This is a genomic window from Nitratireductor kimnyeongensis, from assembly GCF_019891395.1.
GTDB lineage: Bacteria > Pseudomonadota > Alphaproteobacteria > Rhizobiales > Rhizobiaceae > Nitratireductor > Nitratireductor kimnyeongensis.
This window is the reverse complement of sequence record NZ_CP078143.1, coordinates 2,440,782-2,466,554: the sequence shown is the minus strand read 5'-3', so window position 1 is coordinate 2,466,554 and position 25,773 is coordinate 2,440,782. Positions and strand designations below refer to the sequence as shown.

Below are 25,773 nucleotides of genomic sequence, written 5' to 3'. Positions count from 1 at the left end.
ATTCCCCTTTTGCTCCCCTCTCTAGCTTTGATATTATTTTTTCATAGTCAACCAAAAATTTTCATATTGACTTATGATTTTCAAAATCGTCTGTTTCGTTGGGAGGGGATTGCGATGCAAGTCAGACAAAGGCTGGAGAACCTGTCGAGCGAACTCACGGCGACCGAGCGGAAGCTGTGCACGGCGCTGTTGCTCGATTACCCCTATGCAGGCCTGGACACGATCCAGGATCTCGCCGCGAAGACCGGAACCTCGCCCCCCTCCATCTCCCGCTTCGTCACCAAGCTGGGTTTTCAGGGCTATCAGGATTTCCAGCGCCATTTGATCGACGAGATACGCCAGGCGAACCGTTCGCCGCTCGACCTTCATGTGGGAGATCGTCCCATTCAGGGGGACTATCTCGAAGATTTCGTGTCTCGCGCCGTGAACCTCATTTCGGCCTCGGCTTCCGCGATCACCAGCGCCCAGTTCGAGCGTGTCTGTGATCTCCTGGGCGATGAGAAGCGCAACGTCTATCTGATCGGCGGGCGCATCAGCGATGCCATCGCGCTTTATGTCTCGCGCCATCTGCGCCAGGTGCGCAGCGGAGTCTTCCACCTGCCGGCGGACCCGGAAATCTGGCCCGAATACATGCTGCGCATGCGCTCGAAGGACGTGCTGTTCATGGTGGACTACCGCCGCTATCAGCGCAATCTGGCCGAGCTTGCCCGCCGCGCCAAGGCGCAGAGCGGTGTCCAGATCGTTGTTCTGACCGACAAGTGGATGTCGCCGGCCGCCAACCACGCCAACGAGGTCTTCGCCACCCCCATCGAAAGCGGCACCGTCTGGGACAGCTATTCCGGCGCCATGGTGCTGATGGAGGCGATGCTGACCCGCATTGCCGAAACCAATTGGGACAAAACCCGCAAACGCATCGAAGCCTGGGACTCGCTCCGCTTCGATCATGGAGCACGCGACGATGATCAGTAATCCCTTGATGTTTGCCGCCACCTCGGACTTTTCCGGCGTGACGCGCGGCAAGGCCTTTCCGTTGAAGGAAATGGAAAAGCGCTTCCGCCAGGGTGTCGGCTGGACGCCCACCAATGTGCAGATCACCTGTTTCGACACGATTGCCGAGAGCCCGTTCGGCTCCTTTGGCGATCTGATCCTCGTGCCGGATGCCGACACCGCCGTCACGCTCGATCTCGAAGATGGCGGCCCCGTCGAGCGCTTCGTGCTCGGCGACATCCTCCATCTCGACGGCGATCCGTGGAGCTGCTGCACACGCTCCATTCTGAAAACCGCGCTGAAGCGGCTCGAAGGTGTCTCCGGCCTGCGTCTTGTCGCCGCCTTCGAGCACGAGTTTCAGTCCCGCAATCCCGCGCAGGGGCCGGGTGAGGCCTTCGGCCTTGCCAGCTTCGGCAAGCACCGGGCCTTCGGTGAAACGGTCATGGCCGCGCTGGAAGTGGCCGGCGTCAAGCCGGACACTTTCCTGAAGGAATACGGCGCCGACCAGTTCGAGGTCACCAACGGGCCCGATCTCGGCGTCACTGCTGCCGACACCGCCGTCAAGGTGCGTGCCGTCACAAAGCTTGTCGGCGAGCGCATGGGCGAGCCCGTCACCTTCGTGCCCATCCGCGATCCCGCCGGCGTCGGCAATGGTGTCCATGTCCATATGAGCTTCGTGGATGAAAATGGCGCACCCGCCACCTACGACCCGGACGCACCATGGGGCATGGCGCAGAAGACCGGCTCGTTCATCGCCGGCATCCTGAAGTATATGGACAGCATTGTCTCGCTGACTGCACCTTCGGCCATCTCGTACACACGCCTCACCCCACATCGCTGGAGCGCTGCCTACAACAATCTGGGCTATCACGACCGAGAGGCCGCCGTGCGCATCTGCCCGGTGACGAGCGCCAGTGCTGAAAGTGCCGCAAAACAGTATAATTTCGAGTATCGCGCAGCCGATGCAACGGCCTCCCCCTATCTGGTTCTGGCAGCTCTGGCCCATGCAGGCGCGCAGGGCATCGAGGAGGGGCTTGCCGCTCCGCAGGTGACGGAAGAAGACCTCTCCGAATTGCCGGCAGCAAAGCTCGCCGAGCGCGGCTTGGTACGTCTGCCCCAGTCGCTCGGTGAAGCGCTGGATCGCCTCGAAGAGAACCCGCGCGTGGCCGAGTGGATTGGCGCGGAAGCGCTCGACGTCTACCTGAAACACAAGCGCGGCGAGCTTGCCCAGACCGCCGATCTCAGCGAGGCGGAACGCTGCGCGCGCTACGAAGCCGTCTACTGATCAACCGCGCCGGGGGATAACAACATGACCGGTCTCTACGAACGCGAAAGCCGCAGTGTCTCCACACTCGCTCATCTGCGCTTTTTCCCGCAGGCAGTGACGGGCGGCAGAGGATCGATGCTGCGCGGGGATGATGGGCACGACCTTCTCGATTTCGCCGCCTCCTGGGGAGCGGCCAGCCTCGGTCACGGGCACCCTGCACTTGCCGAGGCCGTCAACCGCGCGCTGACCGACCAGGCCGGAGCCAGCTACCTCTCCACCGCCAACGAGCCCAGCGTACTCCTTGCCGAAAAGCTGCTTTCACTGGTGCCGGAGCGCGCCGCAGGTCGTGTCTGGTTCGGCCATTCGGGCTCCGACGCAAACGAAACTGTTGCCCGCGCCGTGGTCGCGGCAACCGGTCGCCCGCGCATCATCTCCTTCAAGGGCGCCTATCACGGCGGCACGGTCGGGTCGGTGGCTATTTCCGGCCACCCCGCACAGGGCGGTATCGACAAGGCTTCCGGGCTCAGCCTCGTCCCCTATCCGGATTCCTATGCCTCAGGCAGCCCGGAAGCCGCATCGAAGGCGGCGCTCGCCCATATCGAAGAGCTTTTCGCCACCTCCGTCTCACCGCAGGACGTGGCAGCTTTCTTCATCGAACCGATCCAGTCCGACGGGGGAATGCTCGTGCCACCGCCGGGCTATTTCAGGGAAATCGAGAGGCTCTGCCGCAAGCATGGCATTCTGCTTGTCTGCGACGAGGTGAAGGTGGGGCTTGCGCGTACCGGACGCCTCCACGCCTTCGAGCACAGCGGCATCGAGCCCGATATCGTCGTGTTCGGCAAGGGGCTCGGCGGCGGCCTGCCCATCTCGGCGGTCGTCGGTCCGGAAGCCATCATGAACCACGCCTCGACCTTTTCCTTCCAGACCCTGCATGGCAATCCGGTCTGCGCGTCGGCGGGCCTTGCCGTGCTGGAAACCATCGAGCGCGAAAATCTGGTCGCCAATGCCGCAAAGGTCGGCGACACGATGCTTTCCGCCCTGCGCGCGCTGCAGGAAAAACACCCCGTCATCGGCCATGTGCGCGGCCACGGGCTTGCCATCGGCGTGGAGCTTGTAAGCGACCGCGAAGCCCGCACGCCCGCCATCGAGCAGACGGCGCTCACCGTCTACCGCGCCTTTCAGCTCGGGCTCGTCATCTACTATGTGGGCCTCAATTCCAACGTGCTGGAATTCACCCCACCACTCAACCTGAGCGAGGAGGAAGCCCTTCGCGGGATCGCCATTCTTGATCAGGCTTTGAGCGATGTGGAAGCCGGCAAGGTAGATCCGCAATTGCTGGAGCGCTTTGCCGGCTGGTAAGTGCGTCAGGACTGGGCGATAGCCGAGATCTGCTCCAGTTCGGCATAGCTGCCGCCGGTGGCCGCGAGCACACGCGCCGGTGCGTGGAAGCCATCGCGCGGGAAAGGCAGAACCGTGCCGCCGGCCTCGCTGACAAGGCAATAGCCGGCCATGCAATCCCAGGCGTTCATGCTCGGTTCCGCATAACCGACCAGCCGCCCCGCCGCCACATAGGCAAGCATCAGCGCCCCCGAACCGTTGCGGATGAACGTTCCGCCGATCTCGAAAAGGTTTTCCACAATGCGCGCGGCAGCAGCCGGCTCGACGCGATCATTGGAGCCCAGCCCCACCACGCCGTTGCGAAGATTGAGCTGGTCTGCGACACGGATCGGCTTTCCGTTTAGCGTTGCCCCGCCGCCACGGCGGGCGCTGTAGCACTCGTCGAAGCAGGGCGCGACGATGACACCGAGCACCGGCTCGCCATCAATCGCGGCACCCACGGAAACACACCAGCTCGGCATGCCGTTCAGAAAGGCGCTGGTGCCATCGATCGGATCGATCACCCAGGTGAGACCGCTTGTGCCTTCGGTCAGCCCGTATTCCTCGCCAAGCACGCCATCGGCGCCGAAGCGATTCGCGATCTCGGCGCGTATCAGCTCTTCGACCTTCTTGTCAGCCTCGGAGACCAGATCCTGCGGGTTGCGCTTGGTCTCGATGACCAGCTCATCACGCCGTGTGAAATAGTCGAGGGCGGCAGCCCCCGCAGCCTTTGCCATCGTTTCGGCAAAACCAAGCCGGTCGGCAAGGTCGGTATCGGAAAGGGACACGCGGTTCTCCTGAATGGTCGTTGTCATGCGGTAATCAATGCTATGCCGCGATCGCGGAAGCCGATGGAAACATCGGTGGCCGGCGGCAGCGGGTCGGTCGTCGCGTTGTCCACGACAAATATCGTTCCGGATGCGAGTTCCACCTCATATTCCACATGGTCGCCAAGATAGGCCGAGCTCTGGATCCGGCCCGGCAGACTGGCATCCCCGCCCGTTTCAAGGCGGATGGCGTTCGCGCGCACGGCCAGTTTTGCCGGGCCGGGACGCGCCGCCTTGCGTGTCGGCAGTGTGTGCTGCAAGCCGCCCACCTGCACAGTCGCGCGGCCATCCGCAATGTCCAGTACCTCGCAGGCAAGCACATTGGCCTCGCCCATGAAGTCGGCGATGAACTCGGAGGCCGGTTCCTCATAGAGTTCGCGTGGCGGGCCTTCCTGTGCAACAAGTCCGCTTTCCATGACCACGATACGGTCGGAAACGGCCAGCGCCTCCTCCTGATCATGCGTCACATAGACGGCAGTGAAACCGAGCCGCTGCTGCAACTCGCGAATTTCGGTGCGCACTCGCCGGCGCAGCCTCGCGTCGAGATTGGACAAGGGCTCGTCGAGCAGAAGCACCTGTGGTTCGAGCACCAGCGCGCGGGCAACGGCGACGCGCTGCTGCTGTCCGCCGGAAAGCTCCGCCGGCAGGCGCGCGCCAAACCCTTCGAGGCCGACCAGCGCGAGGCCCGCATGCGCGTTCTCCCGCGCCTCGGCCCTGGACTGCCCGCCTGCCTCAAGCCCGTAAGCCACATTGTCGAGCACGCTCATATGCGGGAACAGCGCATAGGACTGAAACACCATGGCGACATCGCGCTCATTGGCCGGCAGGCGCGTGACATCTTGCCCGCCGATCTCGATAGCGCCCGCACTTGGGGTCTCCAGGCCAGCCAACATGCGCAACGTGGTTGTCTTGCCGCAACCCGAAGGCCCCAGAAGCGTCACCAGCGTGCCCGGTTCTATCTCCAGATTGAGGTCATGAATGGCCGTGAACGAACCGAATTTTTTGCGAACATTGCGAAAGCGGACAGACCCACATTGCGAACTGCTCATGCCTTTGCCTCCAGACTGGATTGGGCGCGTTTCTCCGCAGCAGGGCGACTGACTGCGTTCTCCCGTCTCAACCGGCGCTCGCCGACAAGAAGCTGGAACCCGCCTATCACGGTGATCATGACAAGGATGAGAACCGAAGAGTAAGCGATGGCGATGCCGTATTCGCCGTTCTCCACCAGCCCTACGATATAGGCGGTCGCCATGTTGTACTTCGCGCTCACCAGAAAGATGACGGCGCTGATCGAGGTGATGGCCCGCACGAAGGAATAGACCAGTGCCGCCATGATCGCAGGGCGTAAAAGCGGCAGGATCACCCGGCGGATCGTGCGCGGGCTCCCTGCCCCCAGCGTGATCGAGGCCTCGTCCAGGCTCTTGTCGAGCTGGCTCATCGCCGCCACGCCGCCGCGCACGCCCACCGGCATGTTGCGGAACACGAAGCAGGCGATCAGGATCAACGCCGTGCCTGTCATTTCGATGGGCGGCAGGTTGAAGGCCATGATGTAGCTGATCCCGATAACCGTTCCGGGGATGGCGAAACTCATCATCAGCGCGAACTCGAAGGCGTTCCGGCCAAAGAAATTCTGTCGCACGATGAGATAGGCCGTCAAAAGCCCTACCGCCGCCGTCAGCGGCGCTGCGATGAGCGCGATTTCCATTGTGGTCCAGAAACTGTCCCAGGCAACGCCGGTCCATGCCAGCGCGCCTTCGCGCCATTCGACCGAAAAGCCGCGTGCATAGTGTTCCAGCGTCAGGGTGTGATCGAGACCCCAGGTGGTGACGAACCCGCCAAAGATGATCATGCCATAGACCGCCAGCGTGAAGATGATCCACGGCACCACGATCGCATAAAGCAGGGCTGCGAGCGGTCCCGGCAAGGCGGCGTGTTTGCCTGAATCTCCCTTGCCCGTCACCGTTGCGAAATTGCGGCCGGCGAGCCAGACGCGCTGCAAGAGGAAGGCGGAAAGCGTGAACGTCAGAAGAATGATCGCGAGCACCGCCGCGCGCGACGGATCGGTCTGCGCGCCGACGACGGCAAAGAATATCTCGGTCGAAAGAACCCCGTGGCTTCCACCCAGCACCAACGGATTGCCGAAATCCGCCATGCTCTCGATGAAGCCGATCAGGAAGGCGTTGGCGAGCCCCGGCGCCATAAGTGGTAGGGAGACCTTGCGGAAGGTGCGCCAGCGCCCTGCCCGCAAGGTCTGCGAGGCTTCTTCCATGGAAGGGCTCACGCCTTCCACGACGCCTATGAGAACCAGGAATGAGATGGGGGTGAAGGAAAGCACCTGCGCGATCCAGATGCCGGTGAGACCATAGAGCCAGCGGCCAAGCTCGATCCCCGTCAGCGCCTCGATCCATCCGGTTACGAGCCCGGAGCGGCCGAGCATCATGGTCAGCGCCAGACCAATGACGAAGGGCGGGGTGATGATGGGCAGAATGGTGAGAAGCCTGAGGCCCTTCTTAGCCGGAAAACGCGTCCGGGTTGCCACCAACGCGAAGGCGAGGCCAAGCAGCGTTGAGGCGCTCGCCGTCATCACTGCCAGAAAAAGCGTGCGCCAAGCCACGCCGCAACGCGCCCCACCGATAACGCAGTCGAGGCTCCAGATCGCCGGATCCTGAATGTTGCGTATGAAACCGTCGGGATTGAAGGAACCGTCGAAATCCTGAAAAGACCCGGCAAACATCGATATGATGGGGTAGAAAACGAACACGCCGACAAGCGCGATCAGCAGGATGATGGAGCCAAGCGTGAAGGCATCTCCCTTCATCGCGCCGCGTTCGGCAAACCCATAGGCGATCAGGGCCAGAAAGCCCAGAGAGAGAATGAGTGCGCCCGCGCCAAAGGCCGGCTGCCCCGGATCGAGGGGGCCGAACAGCGTTTCGTTCAGGCTCCACGCCCAGCCCCACAGCGTGATGGCGAGCCCCTGCAGAATCATGAAGCCCACACCGACTGCACCGATCAGCGCGAGGCGCGCTCCGCGCACCTTTCCGGCAGGCATGGAAACCCGTGTGGCAATCGCCGCTGCAAAAAGGATGAAGGCGATCAGAAGCCAGGAACGGCCCAGAAAGAGTTGCAACAGGCCGGGATTGAGGTCCGGTTCGCCTGCCATCTCCCCGATCCATTGCAGGGAGAAGAATCCACCCTCAACCCGATACCATGGCAAAAGACAAATGGCGGCAAGGCCAAGCCCGAACATCACGTCGAGCCGACGGTTTTCGCGCGTCATCATGTGCAGTCCTGTCCGAAAGAGACGCCTCGGGCTTCACCCCCGATGAAACCCGAGGCTTGTGAGCGCAGGATCAGTTGGCAATGGCACCAATCTCACGATCCCAACGCTCAAGCAGCGCTTTTCGCTTGTCCGTGCTGCCATAGGTCACGAAGTCGTAATCGATCAGCTTGACCTCATCGAGACTCGGCGATTCTTCCGGAACTTCCGCAGAGGCGTTCGACGGGATCTGGAACGACTTGGCATCCTTCAGGAGCGACTGCACATCTGCCTTCAAAACCCAGTCATACCATGTCTTGGCAGCGTCCTCGTTGCGTGCACGGTTGACGATCGACATCGAACCGATCTCGTAACCCGTCCCTTCGCAGGGCGCGACCACGCCGATGGGAAATCCCTCGACCGCCTGTGCGACCGCATCATGCATGAAGACGATGCCGATACCGGTTTCGCCGCGGGCCGCCGCCTTCACCGGGGCAGAGCCTGACTTGGTGTATTGCGAGACATTGTCGTTCATCTTCTTGAGGAATGCGAACGCCTCCTCCTCGCCCATGAGCTGCACCAGGGTGGCAAGCGCCGTGTAGGCGGTGCCCGACGAGTTCGGATTCGCCACCTGGATTTCGCCTTTCAGCGCCGGGTTCAGCAGATCCGCCCAGCATTTCGGCGGTTCGATGCCCTTGTCTGCGAGAAATTCCTTGTTGTAGCCCCAGCCAAGCGCGCCGGAATAAACGCCGACCGTCTTGAATTCGGCGCTTTCGGCCTGTTTCACCGCCCAGGGCAGAAGCTCGTCCAGCATCGGCGACTTGTAGGCCATGGTCAGCCCGTCGGCCGCCGCCTGAAGATGCGGATCGCCGGTGCCTCCCCACCAGATATCCGTCTTCGGATTGCGCGCTTCGGCGCGAACCTTCGCATAGGCTTCGCCGGAAGACAGCCGCACCATGGAAACATCAATATCGTGCTCGGCCTCGAATTTCTCGACGAGCAGTTCGCAGATCACCACGTCGGCCGAGCAGATCAGGTTCAACTCGTCCGCATTCGCAACGGCCTGCGACGCCAGAACGGAACCTGCGGCCAACGCAGCCGTAGCCAGATAGTTTCTCCTCATGAATCCCTCCCTTGGTGCTTGTCGAATTTGTTTTGCACACGTGTGCAATGTTCGTCCGACTGGGATGAGCTGTCAATGCCGATGATATAAAAATTTCATATCACGACGCAATTTGATACTAACGTTCTGATTGAGCAGCTGTGCAATCCGCATATGATCAGATCACACTCCACACACGCAGGAGCAAACGTGCCGGTTCGAAAGGCCTCCGTCAGCGCCAAGGATGTTGCAGCCCGAGCAGGAGTTTCCCGCGCCGCCGTTTCGCGCACCTTCACGCCCGGCGCCAGCGTTTCAGAGGAGACGCGCAGCAAGGTCATCGCTGCCGCCGAGGCACTCGGATATCAGGTCAACCAGCTGGCCAGAGGTCTCATCAGCCGGAAGACCGGCATCGTCGCCGTGGTGGGGGCGGATCTGGCCACGCCCTACCGCTCCGAACTGCTTCGCGCCTTGACGGAACGCCTTCAGGCCGTCGGGCGGGTTGCGATCCTCATCAACACCGACCGTTCGGACAGAAGCGTGGACATGGCCCTTCAAACGGCGATCCGCTATCGCGCGGAGGCAGCGATCGTTCTGTCCGGCATGCCCGACAAATCCATCAGCGACCTGTGCCATCGCAACGGGCTTCGCCTCGTCCTCATCAACCGCGACGACGCCCATTCAGGCTCCATCCAGATACGTCTCAACGACGCCGAAGCGGCCCGCCTGGCACTCACCTCGTTTCTCAGGGCCGGCTGCCGAACGCTGGCAGTGGCCACATCCAATGCCGGTACACCCAGCCTCGTCGCGCGGGAAGAGGGGTTTCTCGCAGAAGCACACCGCAGCGGACTGTCCGTCACCTGCGAGCGTTTCGGTCCCACCGGATATGAGAGCGGTCTGGCACTGGGCGAACGCCTGCTCGTGCTGCCGGAAAGGCCGGACGCCATCTTCTGCACAACGGACCTGATTGCCTGCGGCGTGATGGACGCCGCGCGTCACCGCTTTTCCCTTTCGATACCGGACAATCTCTCCGTGATCGGCTTTGACGACATTCCGCAGGCCAGTTGGGACAGCTATCAGCTCACCACCTTCCGGCAACCGATAGAGGAAATCGCCTCTTCCGCCGTGGACTGGCTGGCCGAAGAGGAAGGAGACGGAGAAGTGCGCGTCATCCACCTGACAGCGCCGATGTCGTGGCGCCAATCGGTTCGTGGCGGAAATGGAAAATAGCGCCCGTTCCTAGAGATAATGCAGGCCCAACCGGTGCCCGTCCACGTCGCGCACCTTCACCACCGTGTCGTAGATGTCCTGCAGAACGGTCTCCTGCATCAGATCGTCCGCCCCACCCTGAAGCATCACCCGCCCATCCCGCATCGCCACCACATGGTCGGCATAGATGGAGGCGAAATTGATGTCGTGGATCACCACGGTGATGGATTTTCCAAGCTCGTCTGCGGTACGCCGCAAGAGCTTCATCATCGCCGCCGCATGTTTCATGTCGAGGCTGTTGAGCGGCTCGTCGAGCAACACATATTTCGTATCCTGAGCCAGAACCATGGCCACGAAGGCGCGCTGGCGCTGACCGCCCGAAAGCTCATCCAGAAACCGGGCTCGCAGGTCGTCGAGCCCCAGATAGGAAATCGCCTCGTTGATGTGCCGTTCGTCCTCGACGGTCGGGCGGCCAGCCGAATGCGGAAACCGCCCGAAGGCGACAAGTTCGCTCACCGTCAGACGCATGCCGACATGATTGTCCTGCTTCAGGATCGCCAACCGCTTGGCAAGCACCGCGCCCGGCGTTGCCTGCACATCGAGCCCATCGACCAGAATCTGGCCCGATGTCGGCGCGATCAGCCGCGCCATCATGGAAAGAAGCGTCGATTTTCCGGCTCCGTTCGGGCCGACCATCGCGGTGATGCCGCTTTCGGGCAGCGACAGGCTAACATTGTCAACGACCGTCGCCTCATCATAGCGCTTGGTGAGGTTGTGGATTTCGATCATCGGTTCAAATTCCGGTAGAGCAGCAGCATGAAGGCAATGCCGCCGGTAAACTCGATAATGATGCTCAGCGCCGTATCGAAACCGAACACGCGCTCCATCACGGTCTGTCCGCCAACCAGCGCGATGATGGCGATCAGTGCTGCCGCGGGCAACGTGTATTTGTGCCGGTCCGTACCGACTGCCTGATAGGCAAGGCTCGCCACCAGCAGCCCGAAAAAGGTAACCGGTCCCACCAGCGCGGTCGAAACGGAAACCAGCACCGCAATCACGGCAAACAGCATCATCACCACGCGCTGATAATCGATGCCCAGATTGATCGCCGCATCGCGTCCCAGCATCAGGACATCAAGCCTGGCCAGAAGCCGGTGGCTCAACCAGCCCGCTGCCAGAACGATTATCGACGAAACCACCAGCAATTGCGTGTCGATCGAGTTGAAACTGGCGAACAGCATATCCTGCAGCGCCGTGAACTCGTTGGGATCAAGTATGCGCTGCATCATGTACGAGAGGCTGCGGAAGAACACACCAAACACGAGACCCGCCAGCACCACCAGATGCAAGCTGCGCCGTCGCGAAAGAAACAGCCAGTGAAAGAGCGCCATCGACATGCCCACCATCAGCACCGTTTCAAAGAAGAAGCGCAGGCGGATATCGACATTTGCCAGATCCCGCGTGCCAAGAAAGAAAACGAGGGCTGTCTGTAGCGCTATAAAGAGGGAATCGAACCCCATCACCGCCGGGGTCAGGATCCTGTTTTGCGTGATGGTCTGGAACAGCACGGTTGCTGTCGCCACGGCAATGGCGACCAGAACGAGGCCGAGAAGCTTGCCCCCACGAAACGGCAGCACGAAGTCCCAATTGCCCTTGGCGCCCAAGGTCATGAAGGCGACCATTGCCGCGATGGTGGCCAGTGCGAGCACGGCCAGTGCCATGCGCGGTCTTTGCGATGAGGGGTGTTCAGCCAAAACGCGCCCGCCGACGAAGCAATAGATAAAGAAAGATTCCCGACCCGAAAACACCGGCCACCGTGCCGACCGGAATTTCGTACGGGAAACGCACCACCCGCCCGAGAATGTCGCACGCCAGCAGAAATCCCGCTCCCGACACCGCAACCCATGGCAAGGCACGGCGCAGATTGTCGCCAACGGTCAGGCTCACAATGTTGGCGACAATAAGCCCCAGAAACGGCACCGTCCCCGCCGTCACCACCGCCGCTGCCGAGACCATCGAGACGATCACCAGGCCCAGGGCAAGTATGCGGCGATAGTTGAGACCGAGATTGCGCGTGAAGCTTTCGCCCAGCCCCGCCACGGTGAACCGGTCTGCCGCCAGATAGGAAAGGAGAGCAAGCCCGCCGGCAATGAAAAGCAATTCATACCGCCCGCGCAACACGCCGGAAAAATCTCCATTCGTCCAGGTCGCCAGCGACTGAAGCAGATCATAGCGATAGGCAAAAAAGGTCGTGACCGCACTGATGACCCCGCCGAACATCAGCCCCAGCAGCGGCACAATCAGGCTGGAACTGGATGGAACCTTCGAGACGAGGCGCAGAAACAGGAACGTTGCAGCGAGCGCGAAGCCCGAGGCCACGACCATTTTGTAGAAAATCGGCAGACCCGGTGCGAGCAGTGCCACCACCAGCAGACCAAGACTGGCAGCCTCAACCGTGCCAGTGGTTGTCGGCTCTACGAAACGATTGCGAAACAGCATCTGCATGATGAGGGCTGCAACGCCCATCGACATGCCCGAGAGCACCAGCGCCAATGTGCGAGGGATCCGGCTGATCAGAAGCAGCTGTATCGCCTGCGCGCTGCCATCGCCGGAGATCAGATCGCCGAGTGGCATGTCGGCCACCCCGATGAACAGGCTGATGGTTGCCAGAACGAGCACAGACCCCACCGCCAGCAAAAGGCCTGCGGCGGGGCGAATTCGAACGGACATGCTGGCGACGGCTTGCATGGTCCTGTCAGTCGGCTGCGTTCAGCGCCTTGCTAATCGCATCGACTTCCGCCTGGAGGGCAGTCATGCCGCCGCCAACGAGATACCAGCGAACCGCGTCGGCATAATAGATATTGCCTTCCTTCGCGGCTGTGGTCGCGGCAACGAGTTCATTGTCGAGGGTCTGTTTGGCGGACTGCCCGTCACTGCCCACCGCAGAATCGCGGTCAACCACAAACAGCCAGTCAGGATTGGTCTTGAGAATGAACTCGAACGAAACCGCCTCGCCATGTGTTGCTGCCTCGACATTGTCGACGGCCGGCACCACGCCAAGATCGTCATGCAGCCAGCCGAAGCGGGATCCCGGTCCATAGGCCGAAACCTTTCCGCCATTGGTCATCACGATGAGGCCTTTGCCGGCATCCTTCGCAGTCTCGCGCAGCGCCTTTACGGAACTGTCGAGCTCTTCGATCAGTTCGGCTGCCTTATCTTCCTTGTTGAAGATCGCCCCCAGCTTGCGGGCATTCTCCAGTGCTCCCTGGAGAAAATTGTCAGGATCGGTGGTCAGGTCGATGGTGGGTGCGATCTTGGAAAGCGCTTCATATTGCGGTGAAGAGCGTGTCGCGACGATGATCAGATCGGGCTTGGCTGCATTCACGGCCTCGAAGTCGGGTTCAAACAGACTTCCCACCTTCACATAGCCATCACCCTGATATTCGGACAGGTAGTCGGGAATAAGGGCATTGGGCACACCGGCGACCTCGACGCCCAGCGCATCCAGCGTGTCCAGTGAGGCAAGGTCGAACGTCAGCACGGTTTTCGGCGTATCCGCAAGAACGGTCTCGCCCTGAGCATGTTTGACAGTGATCTCCTGCGCATTCGCATAGCCTGGCAAACAGGCCGCGAAAACAATGGCAGACGCCAGAACGCGCCCTGCGAAAGACTGTAATTTCAAGATCATCGACATGCTCCAAATGTCCGGGAAATATTAGGGAAAAGCCTGCCCGCTCGTGCCTGCGCCGCCCGGCAGCCGCTTGCCAGGAATTCCGTTAGCAAATATGATTAGGGCAATCAACTTATCTGTTGGACTGCAATGTCGCAGCCCCCGGACAGAATGAAACTGGAGAATCCCCATGATGCAATCCAAGGCCGTTGTGACCACCGAGAACGCCTCGAAATATCTGCAGCAGCTTTGCAAACACTTCGCGCACAAGGTGAGCGTGGATTTCGACACATCGCGCGGCAAGGTGGGCTTCCCGTTCGGCGACTGCACCATGAGTGCCGATGAAGCAGCGCTCACCATTGAGTGCACCGCCAAGACCGACGAAGAACTCGCCCGCGCCCAAAACGTGATCGACGATCACCTGACGCGCTTTGCCTGGCGCGAGAAGCCGGAGATTTCCTGGCAGGCGTGAAACGTCGGTCGCATGTCAGGTTGGAAGGTTTGAAAGGCGGCGGAACGCGAGCATTGAATTCCGCCGCCTTTCATTACTCGGCTGCCTGAGGCAGCGCGAGTTTTTCATTGTTCTGAAGCGAATCGCCAGCGTCGGACCGCTGCTCCTCGCCCGGGCGCCGAACCCGGTAGAACGCGGCATAGAGTGCAGGCACGAACAGAATGGTCAGCACCGTCGCTGCGGTGAGGCCGCCCATAATGGCGAAGGCCATCGGCCCCCAGAACACATTGCTTGAAAGCGGCACCATGGCCAGAATGGCGGCAAGTGCGGTCAGAACCACGGGCCGTGTGCGGCGCACCGTCGCCTCGATGATCGCCGTCCATTCGGGCAATCCGTCTTCAAGGTCGGCCTTGATCTGATCCACCAGGATCACCGTGTTGCGCATAATCATGCCGGCAAGCGCGATCAACCCGAGCAGGGCCACGAAGCCGAAGGGCTGGTTGAAGATCAAAAGCCCGAAAGCAGCACCGATGAGACCGAGCGGCGCGGTGGCAAAGACGAGCGCCAGCCGCGAAAAGCTCTGCAGCTGGATCATCAAGATCGTGAGCATGGCGAGCACCATGACCGGGAACACATCGAACAGGGCTGCATTGGCCTTTGCGCTCTCCTCAATGGAACCGCCCATTTCGATGCGATAGCCCACCGGCAGGTTTTCCATCAGCGGCTGAAGTGTCGGCCAGATCTGCGAGGAAACATCCGGTGGCTGTACGCCCGCGGGGACATCGGCCCGCACCGTGATCAGCATGTCCCGGTTCTGCCGCCACAGGATCGGCTCTTCATGCCCATAGACCACCTTGGCCACCTGCGAGAGCGGCACCGGCGCACCGCCGCGCGTCGCGATCGTCAGGTCGCCCAGATGCGCGATGTCGAGCCTTTCGCTCTCCACCGCGCGCGCCACCACATCCACCTGCTCTATGCCATCGCGAACTGAGGTCACCGTCAGGCCCGAAAGCAGGGTCTGCAGCGTGCGGCCAACATCCTGCGGTGTCAGGCCGAGCGCCCGCGCGCGGTCCTGATCGACCTCAAGCCGGATGGATTTTGCCTGTTCGTTCCAGTCGAGGTTCGGATCAAGCGCATTGGGGTTTTGCGCCATCACATCACGCACCTCATAAGCGATGCGGCGCACCTCCAGCGGGTCCGGGCCAATGACACGGAACTGGACGGGAAAGCCCACGGGCGGTCCGAACACGAGCTCCGTGACCCGCACGCGCGCTTCAGGCAGGCCGCCCTCGTCGATATAGGTCTGCAGCCGTTCCTTGACCCGGTCGCGAGCCGCTGCATCTTCCGTGTACATCACGATGATCGCGTAATTCGGCTTCGGCAATTCCGGGTTGGATGCGAGGAACCAGCGCGGCGCACCAGCACCTGTATAGGTGGAATAGGTCAGGACCTCATCGTCAGCGGCAACCACCGCTTCCATGACAAGGGCAGACGCTTCGGTGGCCTTGATCGGTGCCCCCTCCGGCAGACGGATTTCAACCATCAGTTCGGGGCGGGGCGAGGTCGGGAAGAATTGCTGCTGCACGAAGCCGAAAGCATAGATGGAGACCGCAAAGAGCCCGACCACGGCCGCGATGACCACCCAGCGCCAGGAGACGCACCATTCAACGATCCGGCGAAGCCCGTTGTAGAGCCGCGTGTCGTAGATGTCGTGGTGTTGTCCGCCCTCGGCCACGGCAGCGCCGTGTTTGTGAAAGTCGGGCAAAAGCTTGACGCCGATATAGGGCGTGAAGATCACCGCCACGAACCACGAGGCCACCAGCGCAATACCGACCACCCAGAAGATGCCGCCGGCATATTCGCCCGCCGTCGACTGGGCAAAGCCGACCGGTAGAAAGCCCGCCGCCGTCACCAGCGTTCCCGTCAGCATGGGAAAGGCCGTCGAGGTCCAGGCAAAGGTTGCAGCCTTAAGCCGGTCATAGCCCTGCTCCATCTTCACCACCATCATCTCGACGGCGATGATTGCATCATCCACCATGAGCCCGAGCGCGATGATGAGCGCGCCGAGCGTGATGCGCTCGAGGCTCATGCCCAGAATGTCGAGCACGATCATGACAATGGCGAGCACCAGCGGTACCGCCAGCGCGACAACGATGCCCGTGCGCCAGCCGAGCGAAAGGAAACTCACCGCCAGCACCACGGCCAGCGCTTCCAGAAACACCTTGATGAACTCGCCGACCGAATCCTGCACCACTTCCGGCTGGTTGGCGATCATGTCCAGTTCCAGACCGACCGGAAGATCGGCCCTGATCCCGTTCATTGCCTGATCGAGATTTTCGCCCAGTGTGAGAATGTTCGCGCCCTCGGCCATGACCACACCGATGGCGAGCGCCTGCTCTCCCTGATGCCGCGCGGTAAAGCTCGGCGGGTCTTCATAGCCGCGCCGCACATCTGCTATGTCGCCGAGGCGGAAGACCGTCCCGTTCACTGCCACAGGCACCGAGGCCACGGCCTCCACGCCCTTCAGTGCGCCTTCCACCCGCAGGAACACCCGGTCGGACGCCGTCTCGATCTCGCCCGAAGGCGTCACCGCGTTCTGTGCCGCGATGGAGTTGAAGATGACCTGCGGGTCGATGCCCAGCGTGGCAAGCTTGGAATGGGAAAACTCGACAAAGATGCGCTCATCCTGATCGCCGTAGAACCGAACCTTCTCTACATCCGGCACCCGCAGAAGCCGCTGGCGGATGTCTTCGGCCGCATCCTTGAGGTCGCGCATTGTCGCGCCTTCGCCGCTCAGCATGTAGAGCGCGCTGTCCACATCGCCGAATTCGTCGTTGAAGAATGGACCGATCACGCCCTCCGGCAGGGAGGCGCGAATGTCACCGACGCGCTTGCGGATCTGGTACCAAAGCTCTTCCACCTCGCCCGGCGGCGTCGTATCCTCAAGCTGCACCTGCATGAAGGTGGAGCCGGGTTTGGAATAGGTGCGCACCTTGTCGAAATACGGCACTTCCTGCAGCGTTTTCTCGATCGGGTCGGCGACCTGCCGCTGCACCTCTTCGGCCGTCGCGCCCGGCCAGATGGCGTTCACCACCATGACCTTGATCGTAAAGCTCGGATCCTCTGCACGGCCAAGCCGCGCATAGGAATAGGCCCCGCCCAAAGAGAGAACGATGATCAGGAACAGGACGAGCGTCTGGTGAGTGACGGCCCACTGCGAAAGGTTGAAGCGCTGCATGATGGCCCCCGGTCAGTCGGCGCTGGCGGACTGGATTTCGGCGAGCCTCACGCGCTCGCCCTCCTGCAGTTTCTGAACGCCGAGCGTGACAATCTTCTCGCCATCCGCGAGGCCCTCGGCAATGATCGCATTGCGCGACTGATAAGCCTCGACGATGACCGGCCGGCGTTTGAGTTCGTTCGAGGGGGGATCGACTACGAACACGACCGGGCCCCGGCCATCGTCAAGAACCGCCGTCATCGGTATGCGAGCGACCGGTGACGGATCTCCTTTGGTGAGTGAAACAGTGGCCGTCATGCCAAGCCGGACGCTCTCGTCCGCCTCCGGCACGGAAAAGCGCACCGGATAGGTCCGGCTGGTACCGTTGGCCTCCGGCGCGATCTCCCGCACCTTCGCGGCATAAACCCCGCTGCCGGCCCAGAGCGATACTTCGGCGCTCGATCCTTCCAGGTCAGAAAGCCGGCTTTCAGGGATCGAGACCTCGACTTCCTTTTCATCCAGCCGCGCCACGCTCACCACCATCTGACCGGGCGAAACCACCTGGCCTGCCTCCACCCCAACGGCACTCACCACGCCGTCGGCGGATGCCGTCAATTCCGCATAACCCATCTGGTTTTCGGCAAGTGCAACTGCGCGCGCGGCCTGTTCGAAGCGCGAACGCGTTTCGTCGACAGCCAAAGCCTGTGCATCGAGTGCTGCCTGGGTGACATGCCCGCGTTTGAAGAGTTTGCGCGCCCGTTCGAGATCGGTCTCAGCCTTTGTAAGGCCTGCGCGCGCGGCCGTGAGGGCTGCCCGCTGTTGCTCCAGCTGCAGATTGAGATCCACCGGGTCGAGCCGCGCAAGAACGTCTCCGGCGTTCACGCGGTCGCCCACATCCACACGCCGCTCGGCCACCTTGCCGCCAACACGAAAAGCCTCGGCCACTTCCGTGCGAGGCACGATGGTGCCCGTGTAGCTGCGTGTTTCGGCCAGCGGAGAAAGCCGCACTGTCGCAACCCGCACGACGGGGTCGGGACGCTCGGCCACGTCCTCTTCCTGGCAGGCTGACAGCGCAAGCGCCATCGCGCTCAGAAGAACAACCCGTTTCATCGTCGTAAGCGGCATCGCGCGCTACCTTGTAATGATTAATGACTGATGATTCTCAATATTTATCACTTATAAGGCACGCGAAAACAACGATATCCTCTTCGCGACGCCTAGCTGCGTTTGCCCAGTCCTCTCAGGATAAAGCGCAACTGCTCGCGCAGCCGTTCTTCGGTATCGTCGTGGAAGCGAAGGCAATGCTCGATCATGAGCGGATGCAGAAACGGCACGAACGCGGCTTTGACGCTGCGGGCGGCCTCTGCCGGGTCATCGACATCGAAATCGCCTGCCGCAACACCCTCCCGGATCACGCCCTCGATGATCGTGGTCATCTGCTCCAGATGCGCCTTTATGGTCGACCAGTTCTCCTGCATCGCCACCGCAACCATCTCATGCGCCCGCTTTTCCTTGATCAACGTGGCCTTGTTGTGCTCGTGAATGGCGGTCAGAAGGCGCGTCAGCTTCTCCGGAGCAGGATCGCTGGACCGCGCGATCGCGAACGCGATTTCGGCGACTTCCTTGACGATCCGCCCGCATATACACTCGTTGATCGCGCCCTTGGATGGGAAAAACCGGTAGATATTGGCCGGACTCATTCCCAGCTCCGACGCGATGTCCGCGACGGACGTCTTCTGATACCCGATGCTGCGGAAAAAGTTCTCCGCCACTTCCAGAATGCGGCAGCGGGTTTCTTCGGGATCAGTGCGCTGGCGAGCAATTAACGTCATCATGTAACCTCTGATGATTTTCAATAATCGTCACTATTCAACGAGTCAAGCGATATCCCCTTGTTGCATGACCGGAGACATGGCCGAAACGCGCGCATCGACCATGCCCCTGTGCGTGGGCCGGTGAGAAGGAAGAGGGTATCAGATGTCAGAACGCGCCGGATGAGCCGGAGCAAACCTCAGTGTCCGGCAAGCATCGCCGACGGATCGGCCATTGCAGTTCAAACGTTGGGTCAATGCCTCGCCTGCCCCTTCGCGCCTATCGCGCATCCTCAAGGATCATCGAGGCCGCCTTTTCCGCGATCATCAAGGTCGGCGAATTGGTGTTGCCCGAAACAATGGCAGGCATCACCGATGCATCGGCAATCCGCAACCCCGCCACACCGCGCATTCGAAGCCGTGGATCCACCACCGCCTCTTCATCCGAGCCCATCCGGCAGGTGCCAACGGGATGGAAGATCGTGGTGCCGATCTGACCCGCGGCCTCCACCAGTTCTTCCTCGCTATTGTAATCAGGCCCCGGCTTGAACTCTTCGGGCCGATAACGCTGCAGGGCCGGCTGCGCGACGATGCGGCGCGTAAGCCGGATCGCGTCTGCCGCGACCTGGCGGTCACTCTCGGTCGACAGGTAATTGGGTCGGATGGCCGGCTGCGTGCGAAAGTCCCCTGAAGTGAGATGCACCGAGCCTCGACTGTCTGGCCGCAGATTGCACACGCTTGCCGTAAAGGCCGGGAACGGATGGACCGGATCACCGAACTTGTCGAGCGTGAGCGGCTGCACGTGATATTGCAGATTGGCCGTTTCGCGCGTTTCATCGGAGCGGGTGAAAAGGCCAAGCTGGCTTGGCGCCATGGACATGGGCCCTGACCGTTTCAGAAGATATTCCAGCGCAATCGCCGCCTTGCCCATCAGCCGGCTTGCCTGCTCGTTGAGCGTGCGAATGCCCGAAACCTTGTAGGCGCAGCGTAATTGCAGATGGTCCTGCAGGTTTTCACCCACAGAATTCTGCTCGAAGACAACGGGAACACCCGCCGTCTGCAACACGTCCCCACGCCCGATGCCCGAAAGCTCGAGAATGTGCGGTGAGCCGATTGCGCCCGCCGACAAAACCACCTCAGCCCGGCAATGCGCCTCACGCACCTCCCCGTTCTGCTCATAGGCGACGCCCGTGACACGCCCATCCTCTACCACAAGCCTGCGCACATGCGCGCCCGTCTCAACCCGCAGATTGTGCCGGTGCCGCACCGGCTTCAGAAAGGCTTTGGAAGCATTCCAGCGTATCCCGCCGCGCTGGTTCACGCGGAAATAGGAAGAGCCCTCATTGTCTCCCCGGTTGAAATCGTCGACCTTCGGGATGCCGAGCGCTTCGGCCGCATCCTGAAACGCATCCAGAATGTCCCAGCGCACACGCGCCTCTTCCACGCGCCATTCGCCGCCGACGCCATGCATGTCGTCAGCACCCCGGTAATAGTCTTCCGGCTTCTTGAAGAAGGGCAGAACATCATCCCAGGCCCAGCCCGTGCAGCCCATCTGCCGCCAGCGGTCGTAATCGCGCGCCTGCCCGCGCATATAGATCATGCCATTGATGGAGGAGCAGCCGCCAAGAACCTTTCCTCGCGGATAGGCGAGGGAGCGCCCGCCCAGTCCCGGCTCGTCCTCTGTCGTGAAACACCAGTCCGTACGCGGGTTGGAAATGCAGTAGAGGTAGCCGACCGGGATATGCACCCAGGCGTAATTGTCCTTGCCACCTGCCTCCAGAAGCAGAACCGAAACCGTCGGGTCGGCAGACAGGCGGTTGGCCAGAAGGCATCCCGCCGTCCCCGCGCCGACGACGATATAGTCAAACGTGTCCGTCATGGCGTTCAGCGGGCCTCGCCCTCCCCGCGCGAGAACCGCGCGAGGATTTCACCGACAATGCCGCGACGGAACAGGAGCACGCAGATCATGAAGATCGCGCCGGTGATCACCGTCACCGGAAATTCCGACGTGGCAAGATAGTTTTGAAGCGTCACCACCAGACCGGCACCGACAATCGGCCCGAGCATGGTGCCGATCCCGCCCAGAAGCGTCATCAGGATCACCTCGCCCGACATCTGCCAGGTCACGTCCGTTAGCGTTGCGAACTGGAACACCAGCGCCTTCATCGCGCCTGCCAGCCCCGCCAAGGTCGCCGACATCACGAAAGCGGCGAGCTTGTAGCGGGCAACGCTGTAGCCGAGCGAGGTCGCGCGGTTTTCGTTCTCGCGGATCGATTTCAGGATCATCCCGAAGGGCGAATGGACAATGCGCCAGACGGCGAAGACGCCGATCAGAAAGCCGCCCAGCACGAAGAAATACATGTTGAGCGGCACGCTCAAATCGATGAAGCCGAAGAGATGGCCGCGCGGCACGCCCTGAATGCCGTCCTCACCCATGGTGAAGGGTGCCTGCACGCAGAAGAAATAGAACATCTGCGACAGCGCCAGCGTGATCATGGCAAAATAGATGCCCTGCCGACGGATGGCGAAAAAGCCGATGATCAGCCCCAGCACCGCCGCACCGAACACCCCCAGAAGAACCCCGAATTCCGGCGTCCAGCCCCATTCCTTCACCGCATGGGCAGTGAAATAGGCCGCCCCGCCGAAAAAGGCCGCATGGCCGAAAGAGAGCAGACCGGTATAGCCGAGCAAAAGGTTGAACGCCGCCGCGAAGAGCGCGAAGCACAGCATCTTCATCAGGAAGACGGGATAGAGAAAGAAGGGTGCTGCGACCAGCGCAGCAATACCCAATCCCACGAGAAGCCATTCGGTTCGGGCGCGGGTCTGCCGGCCGATGCCGGTTGTTGTCATGTCCGCCATATCACGCATCCTTCCCGAACAGGCCGGCCGGCCGCACCAGAAGCACGATCGCCATGATCACGAAGATCACGATGTTGGAGGCTTCCGGGTAAAACACCTTGGTCAGCCCTTCGGCCAGGCCGAGCATGTAGCCGGTGACGATGGCGCCGAGGATCGACCCCATGCCGCCCACCACCACAACGGCAAACACGACGATGATAAGGTTCGACCCCATCAGCGGGCTCACCTGATAGACGGGCGCGGCCATGATGCCGGCAAGGCCGGCAAGGGCGGATCCGATGCCATAGGTCAAGGTCAAAAGCAGCGGAACGTTCACGCCGAAGGCCTGCACCAGCGTCGGGTTTTCCGTTGCCGCACGCAGATAGGCGCCAAGCTTTGTCTTCTCGATCAGGAGCCATGTGCCGATGCAGATGATGAGCGACGCCACCACCACCCAGCCGCGATAGTTCGGCAGGAACATGAAGCCCAGATTGGTGCCGCCGGAAAGCTGCGGCGGCGGTGTGTAGGATTGCCCCGAAACGCCATAGAGATAGCGGAACGCCCCTTCGAGAACCAGCGCCAGCCCGAAGGTGAACAGCAGACCATAAAGCGGATCCACATTGTAGAGCCGCGACAGCGCAACCTTCTCGATCGCCATGCCGCTCAGCCCCACCAGCAGAGGCACGAGGATCAGCGCCGGCCAATAGCCGATGCCCAGATGCGCCAGAAGCAGGTAGCCGATGAAGGCGCCCAGCATGTATTGCGCGCCATGGGCAAAATTGATCACCCGCAAGAGGCCGAAGATGATGGCGAGCCCGAGGCTCAGCATCGCGTAGAACGAGCCATTGATGAGACCGACCAGCAATTGGCCGAGAAAGGCCTGGATCGGGATTCCGAAGATCATGGTCATGTCATCAAACTCCAATCACCTCGTGCAATTCCTCCATGCGCTGATCCAGCTCGGATGCCGGGAAGCTCGCCGTTATCTGGCCGTGTTCCATCAGGTAGAAACGGTCGGCAACGCGGCTGGCAAAACGGAAATTCTGCTCAACGAGCAGGATCGTCATGCCGCGCGCCTTGAGCGTTGCCAGAACCTCGCCGATGCGCTCCACGATCACGGGCGCAAGCCCTTCGGTGGGTTCGTCAAGCAGAAGCAACTTCACACCGGTGCGCAGCATCCGGGCAATGGCTAGCATCTGTTGTTCGCCGCCGGAAAGCTTCGTGCCCTGGCTGTTGCGGCGCTCCTTCAGATTGGGGAACAGCTCGAAGATTTCATCGATGCTCATGCCGCCATCGGAGACAACGGGCGGCAGAACCAGGTTCTCGTCCACCGAGAGCGTGGCAAAGATGCCGCGCTCCTCAGGCACGAAGCCGAGCCCCGCATGCGCCGTGCGATGCAGCGGCGTGTTCATCAAATCCCGTCCGGCAAAGTCGATCGTGCCCTTGCGCTTGCGGATAATGCCCATGATCGCGCGCAGCGTCGTCGTCTTGCCGACACCGTTGCGGCCAAGCAGCGTGACCGTTTCGCCCTCCGCCACATCGATATTCACGCCGTGCAGCGCATGGCTTTCGCCGTACCAGGCATGCAGATCGCGGACGGATAGAAGCGGCTTTCTGCCCTGCTCATTCGTCATGGGCCGTCCCCATATAGGCCACCTTCACCTGTTCATCCTGGCTCACGGTGGCATAATCGCCGGCGGCAATAATCTCGCCACGTTGGAGCACCGTGATCCAGTCACAGAGATCGGCGACAACTTTGAGATTGTGTTCCACCATCAACACGGCCCGATCCTTCGCCACATCGCGAATGATGTCGGCAACCGTCTCCACATCCTCGTGGCCCATTCCGGCCATCGGCTCATCAAGCAGCAGAACCTTGGGATCGAGCGCCAGCGTGGTGGCCATTTCCAGAACGCGCTTGCGACCATAGGAGAGATCGCCGGCCATTCTGTTGCGTTCGTCCTGAAGTCCGACCGTTTCCAGCAATTGCTCCGCACGCGGCGTCAGCAGGTCTAGGCTGCCGAGCGAGCGCCAGAACTGATAGCCGAGCCCGCCTGGACGCTGCAGCGCGACGCGCACATTGTCGAGCACGCTCAGATGCGGAAAGATCGCCGATATCTGGAACGACCGCACCAGCCCCATCCGCGCCACCTTGGCCGGCGGCGTGTTGGTGATGTCGCGCCCCATGAGTTCGATGCGACCGGCACTGGGTGCCAGAAACTTGGTCAGGAGATTGAAAACCGTCGTCTTTCCGGCGCCGTTCGGGCCGATCAACGCGTGAATCTTCGCGTGCCGCACGTCGAGGTCGACGTCCTTGACAGCAACAAACCCGGCAAAATCGCGCCGCAGACCGCGGGCGGCAAGCACCACCCGCGGCTCTGCATCATTGGCGGCGCCGGAAACCGGCGCTTTTGTCATGACCGCCCCCGTCACTGGCTGGCCAGGGAGCAGCCGCTTTCGGACGGTTTGATATAGGCTTCCTCACCCGGGATGGTGGCAAGCACGTTGTAATAGTCCCAGGGTTCCTTGCTGTCTGCCGGTGCCTTGACTTCCATCAGATACATGTCGTTCAGAAGGCGTCCATTGGCGCCAACCGTCGCGTCACGGGCGAAAAGGTCGTTGACCTTCATCTCATGCAGCAGCTTGGCCACAGCTTCGGTCTCATCCGTTCCTGCTTCCTGAACAGCCTTCAGATACTGCATCACGGCGGAATAGGTGCCGGCCTGGATCATGTTCGGCATGCGGTCGGTGCGCTCAAAATAGCGACGGGCGAATTCACGCGATTCATCGTCGCGATCCCAGTAAAAGCCCTCTGTCAGTGTCAGCCCCTGCGCGGCCTCAAGACCAAGACCATGAACCTCGGCCAGCGTGAACAGAAGCGCTGCGAGCCGCTGGCCGCCAGCCACGATGCCGAATTCGGCCGCCTGCTTGATCGCATTTGCGGTGTCGAGGCCGGCATTGGCCAGACCGATCACCTTTGCACCCGAGGCCTGAGCCTGGAGCAGGAACGAGGAGAAGTCCGTGGTGGAGAGCGGATGGCGCACGGCGCCGAGGATTTCGCCGCCCTTGGATTTAGCGAAATTGCCGGTCTGCTCTTCCAGCGAATAGCCGAACGCATAGTCCGCTGTCAGGAAGAACCAGGTATCGCCGCCCTGCTCCACCAGTGCGCCACCTGTGCCAACGGCCAGCGCATGCGTGTCATAGGCCCAGTGGAAACCGTATGGAGAGCACTGCGCACCGGTCAGTTCCGTGGTCGCCGCGCCGGTGACCATGTTGATCTTCTTCTTCTCTTTCGAGATACCCTGCACGGCCAACGCCACCGAAGAGGTGGTCAGCTCCATGATCGCATCCACCTCTTCCGTGTCATACCACTGACGGGCGATGTTAGAGGCGATGTCGGGCTTGTTCTGATGATCGGCGGTGATGACCTCGATGGGCTTGTCGAGGACTGTACCGCCGAAATCCTCGACCGCCATCAGCGCGGCTTCATAGGACCACTTTCCGCCAAAATCGGCATAGACGCCCGACTGGTCGTTCAGGATGCCGATCTTCACCTTTTCATCGGAAACCTGGGCCATAGCCGGGATGGCGGTGGCCGTCATGAGGGCCATGGATGCAAGCGCAAGAATTTTCATAATCGATCTTTCCTCCCAAAACGGTGAACCCCGGCCAGCACGAAACGCATGGCAGCGGCTATCCAGATCCGCAAGGCGCGCCTGTGCTCCTCCGCACGCCACCTTGCTGGAAAATCGGCATGATCAATT

The 25,773-nt window shown here is 61.4% G+C and carries 22 protein-coding genes; 5 read left to right on the top strand and 17 right to left on the bottom strand.

From position 1 onward, the window contains the following. The first annotated feature begins 114 nt into the window (after positions 1–114). The 3 genes from KW403_RS11695 to KW403_RS11685 are packed head-to-tail and all read left to right on the top strand — an operon-like array spanning position 115 to position 3,613. A complete protein-coding gene (locus KW403_RS11695) occupies positions 115–969 on the top strand; it encodes a MurR/RpiR family transcriptional regulator (RefSeq protein ID WP_223019659.1) in 855 nt (284 codons plus the stop codon). Next, positions 959–2,272: a glutamine synthetase family protein gene (locus KW403_RS11690; protein WP_246637761.1), complete on the top strand. Its 1,314-nt coding sequence runs from the start codon at positions 959–961 to the stop codon at positions 2,270–2,272. Before KW403_RS11695 ends, KW403_RS11690 begins: the two co-directional genes overlap by 11 nt. Positions 2,273–2,296: 24 nt before the next feature. Next, the gene (locus KW403_RS11685; protein ID WP_223019657.1) at positions 2,297–3,613 is read left to right on the top strand and encodes an aspartate aminotransferase family protein; all 1,317 of its coding nucleotides are present in this window, start codon (positions 2,297–2,299) and stop codon (positions 3,611–3,613) included. Between the two features lie 5 nt (positions 3,614–3,618). Here KW403_RS11685 and KW403_RS11680 read toward each other — a convergent pair whose 3' ends face one another. The 4 genes from KW403_RS11680 to KW403_RS11665 all read right to left on the bottom strand — a co-directional run bounded on the left by KW403_RS11680 (position 3,619) and on the right by KW403_RS11665 (position 8,837). After that, complete coding sequence (locus KW403_RS11680; RefSeq protein WP_223019656.1) at positions 3,619–4,446, bottom strand: inositol monophosphatase family protein; 828 nt, start codon at positions 4,444–4,446, stop codon at positions 3,619–3,621. Further along, on the bottom strand, positions 4,443–5,507 hold the full coding sequence (locus tag KW403_RS11675; RefSeq protein ID WP_223019655.1) for an ABC transporter ATP-binding protein: 1,065 nt from the start codon (positions 5,505–5,507) through the stop codon (positions 4,443–4,445). Before KW403_RS11675 ends, KW403_RS11680 begins: the two co-directional genes overlap by 4 nt. Further along, positions 5,504–7,735, bottom strand: coding sequence for an ABC transporter permease (locus KW403_RS11670; protein ID WP_223022538.1), 2,232 nt, complete (start codon positions 7,733–7,735; stop codon positions 5,504–5,506). Before KW403_RS11670 ends, KW403_RS11675 begins: the two co-directional genes overlap by 4 nt. Before the next feature lie 73 nt (positions 7,736–7,808). Then, positions 7,809–8,837 (bottom strand): ABC transporter substrate-binding protein, encoded by a 1,029-nt coding sequence (locus tag KW403_RS11665; RefSeq protein WP_223019654.1) that lies wholly within the window; start codon positions 8,835–8,837, stop codon positions 7,809–7,811. A 189-nt stretch (positions 8,838–9,026) separates the two neighbouring features. On the opposite strand from KW403_RS11665, the gene KW403_RS11660 reads away from it, so the two are divergent. Further along, positions 9,027–10,043: a LacI family DNA-binding transcriptional regulator gene (locus KW403_RS11660; protein ID WP_246637760.1), complete on the top strand. Its 1,017-nt coding sequence runs from the start codon at positions 9,027–9,029 to the stop codon at positions 10,041–10,043. A 9-nt stretch (positions 10,044–10,052) separates the two neighbouring features. On the opposite strand, the gene KW403_RS11655 is transcribed toward KW403_RS11660, so the two are convergent. The 4 genes from KW403_RS11655 to KW403_RS11640 are packed head-to-tail and all read right to left on the bottom strand — an operon-like array spanning position 10,053 to position 13,710. Then, complete coding sequence (locus tag KW403_RS11655) at positions 10,053–10,811, bottom strand: iron ABC transporter ATP-binding protein (RefSeq protein ID WP_223019652.1); 759 nt, start codon at positions 10,809–10,811, stop codon at positions 10,053–10,055. After that, positions 10,808–11,743 carry an iron chelate uptake ABC transporter family permease subunit gene (locus KW403_RS11650; protein WP_223019651.1) on the bottom strand — a complete coding sequence of 312 codons (936 nt, stop codon included), beginning with the start codon at positions 11,741–11,743 and terminating at the stop codon, positions 10,808–10,810. The genes KW403_RS11655 and KW403_RS11650 overlap by 4 nt, the downstream gene beginning before the upstream one ends. Positions 11,744–11,768: 25 nt before the next feature. Then, positions 11,769–12,752: an ABC transporter permease gene (locus KW403_RS11645; protein WP_246637759.1), complete on the bottom strand. Its 984-nt coding sequence runs from the start codon at positions 12,750–12,752 to the stop codon at positions 11,769–11,771. A gap of 25 nt (positions 12,753–12,777) precedes the next feature. Then, a complete protein-coding gene (locus KW403_RS11640) occupies positions 12,778–13,710 on the bottom strand; it encodes a siderophore ABC transporter substrate-binding protein (protein ID WP_223019649.1) in 933 nt (310 codons plus the stop codon). Between the two features lie 172 nt (positions 13,711–13,882). On the opposite strand from KW403_RS11640, the gene KW403_RS11635 reads away from it, so the two are divergent. After that, positions 13,883–14,164: a DUF2218 domain-containing protein gene (locus KW403_RS11635; protein WP_223019648.1), complete on the top strand. Its 282-nt coding sequence runs from the start codon at positions 13,883–13,885 to the stop codon at positions 14,162–14,164. A 73-nt stretch (positions 14,165–14,237) separates the two neighbouring features. Here the strand turns inward: KW403_RS11635 and KW403_RS11630 are convergent, their stop codons facing one another. The 9 genes from KW403_RS11630 to KW403_RS11590 form a co-directional block, all read right to left on the bottom strand. Further along, entirely contained in the window at positions 14,238–17,381 is a 3,144-nt protein-coding gene (locus tag KW403_RS11630; protein WP_223019647.1) for an efflux RND transporter permease subunit, read from the bottom strand. A gap of 12 nt (positions 17,382–17,393) precedes the next feature. Further along, positions 17,394–18,485 (bottom strand): efflux RND transporter periplasmic adaptor subunit, encoded by a 1,092-nt coding sequence (locus tag KW403_RS11625; RefSeq protein ID WP_223019645.1) that lies wholly within the window; start codon positions 18,483–18,485, stop codon positions 17,394–17,396. A gap of 92 nt (positions 18,486–18,577) precedes the next feature. Further along, positions 18,578–19,195, bottom strand: coding sequence for a TetR/AcrR family transcriptional regulator (locus KW403_RS11620; protein WP_343224035.1), 618 nt, complete (start codon positions 19,193–19,195; stop codon positions 18,578–18,580). A 256-nt stretch (positions 19,196–19,451) separates the two neighbouring features. Beyond that, positions 19,452–21,050 carry a GMC family oxidoreductase gene (locus tag KW403_RS11615; protein ID WP_223019644.1) on the bottom strand — a complete coding sequence of 533 codons (1,599 nt, stop codon included), beginning with the start codon at positions 21,048–21,050 and terminating at the stop codon, positions 19,452–19,454. 5 nt (positions 21,051–21,055) lie between these two features. Then, positions 21,056–22,030, bottom strand: a complete 975-nt coding sequence (locus tag KW403_RS11610) for a branched-chain amino acid ABC transporter permease (RefSeq protein ID WP_223019643.1) — start codon at positions 22,028–22,030, stop codon at positions 21,056–21,058. A gap of 1 nt (position 22,031) precedes the next feature. Further along, positions 22,032–22,919, bottom strand: a complete 888-nt coding sequence (locus KW403_RS11605; RefSeq protein WP_223019642.1) for a branched-chain amino acid ABC transporter permease — start codon at positions 22,917–22,919, stop codon at positions 22,032–22,034. A gap of 4 nt (positions 22,920–22,923) precedes the next feature. After that, complete coding sequence (locus tag KW403_RS11600) at positions 22,924–23,643, bottom strand: ABC transporter ATP-binding protein (RefSeq protein ID WP_223019641.1); 720 nt, start codon at positions 23,641–23,643, stop codon at positions 22,924–22,926. Further along, positions 23,633–24,427: an ABC transporter ATP-binding protein gene (locus KW403_RS11595; RefSeq protein ID WP_223019640.1), complete on the bottom strand. Its 795-nt coding sequence runs from the start codon at positions 24,425–24,427 to the stop codon at positions 23,633–23,635. Before KW403_RS11595 ends, KW403_RS11600 begins: the two co-directional genes overlap by 11 nt. An 11-nt stretch (positions 24,428–24,438) precedes the next feature. Next, positions 24,439–25,644 (bottom strand): ABC transporter substrate-binding protein, encoded by a 1,206-nt coding sequence (locus tag KW403_RS11590; protein ID WP_223019638.1) that lies wholly within the window; start codon positions 25,642–25,644, stop codon positions 24,439–24,441. Between the last annotated feature and the right edge of the window lie 129 nt (positions 25,645–25,773).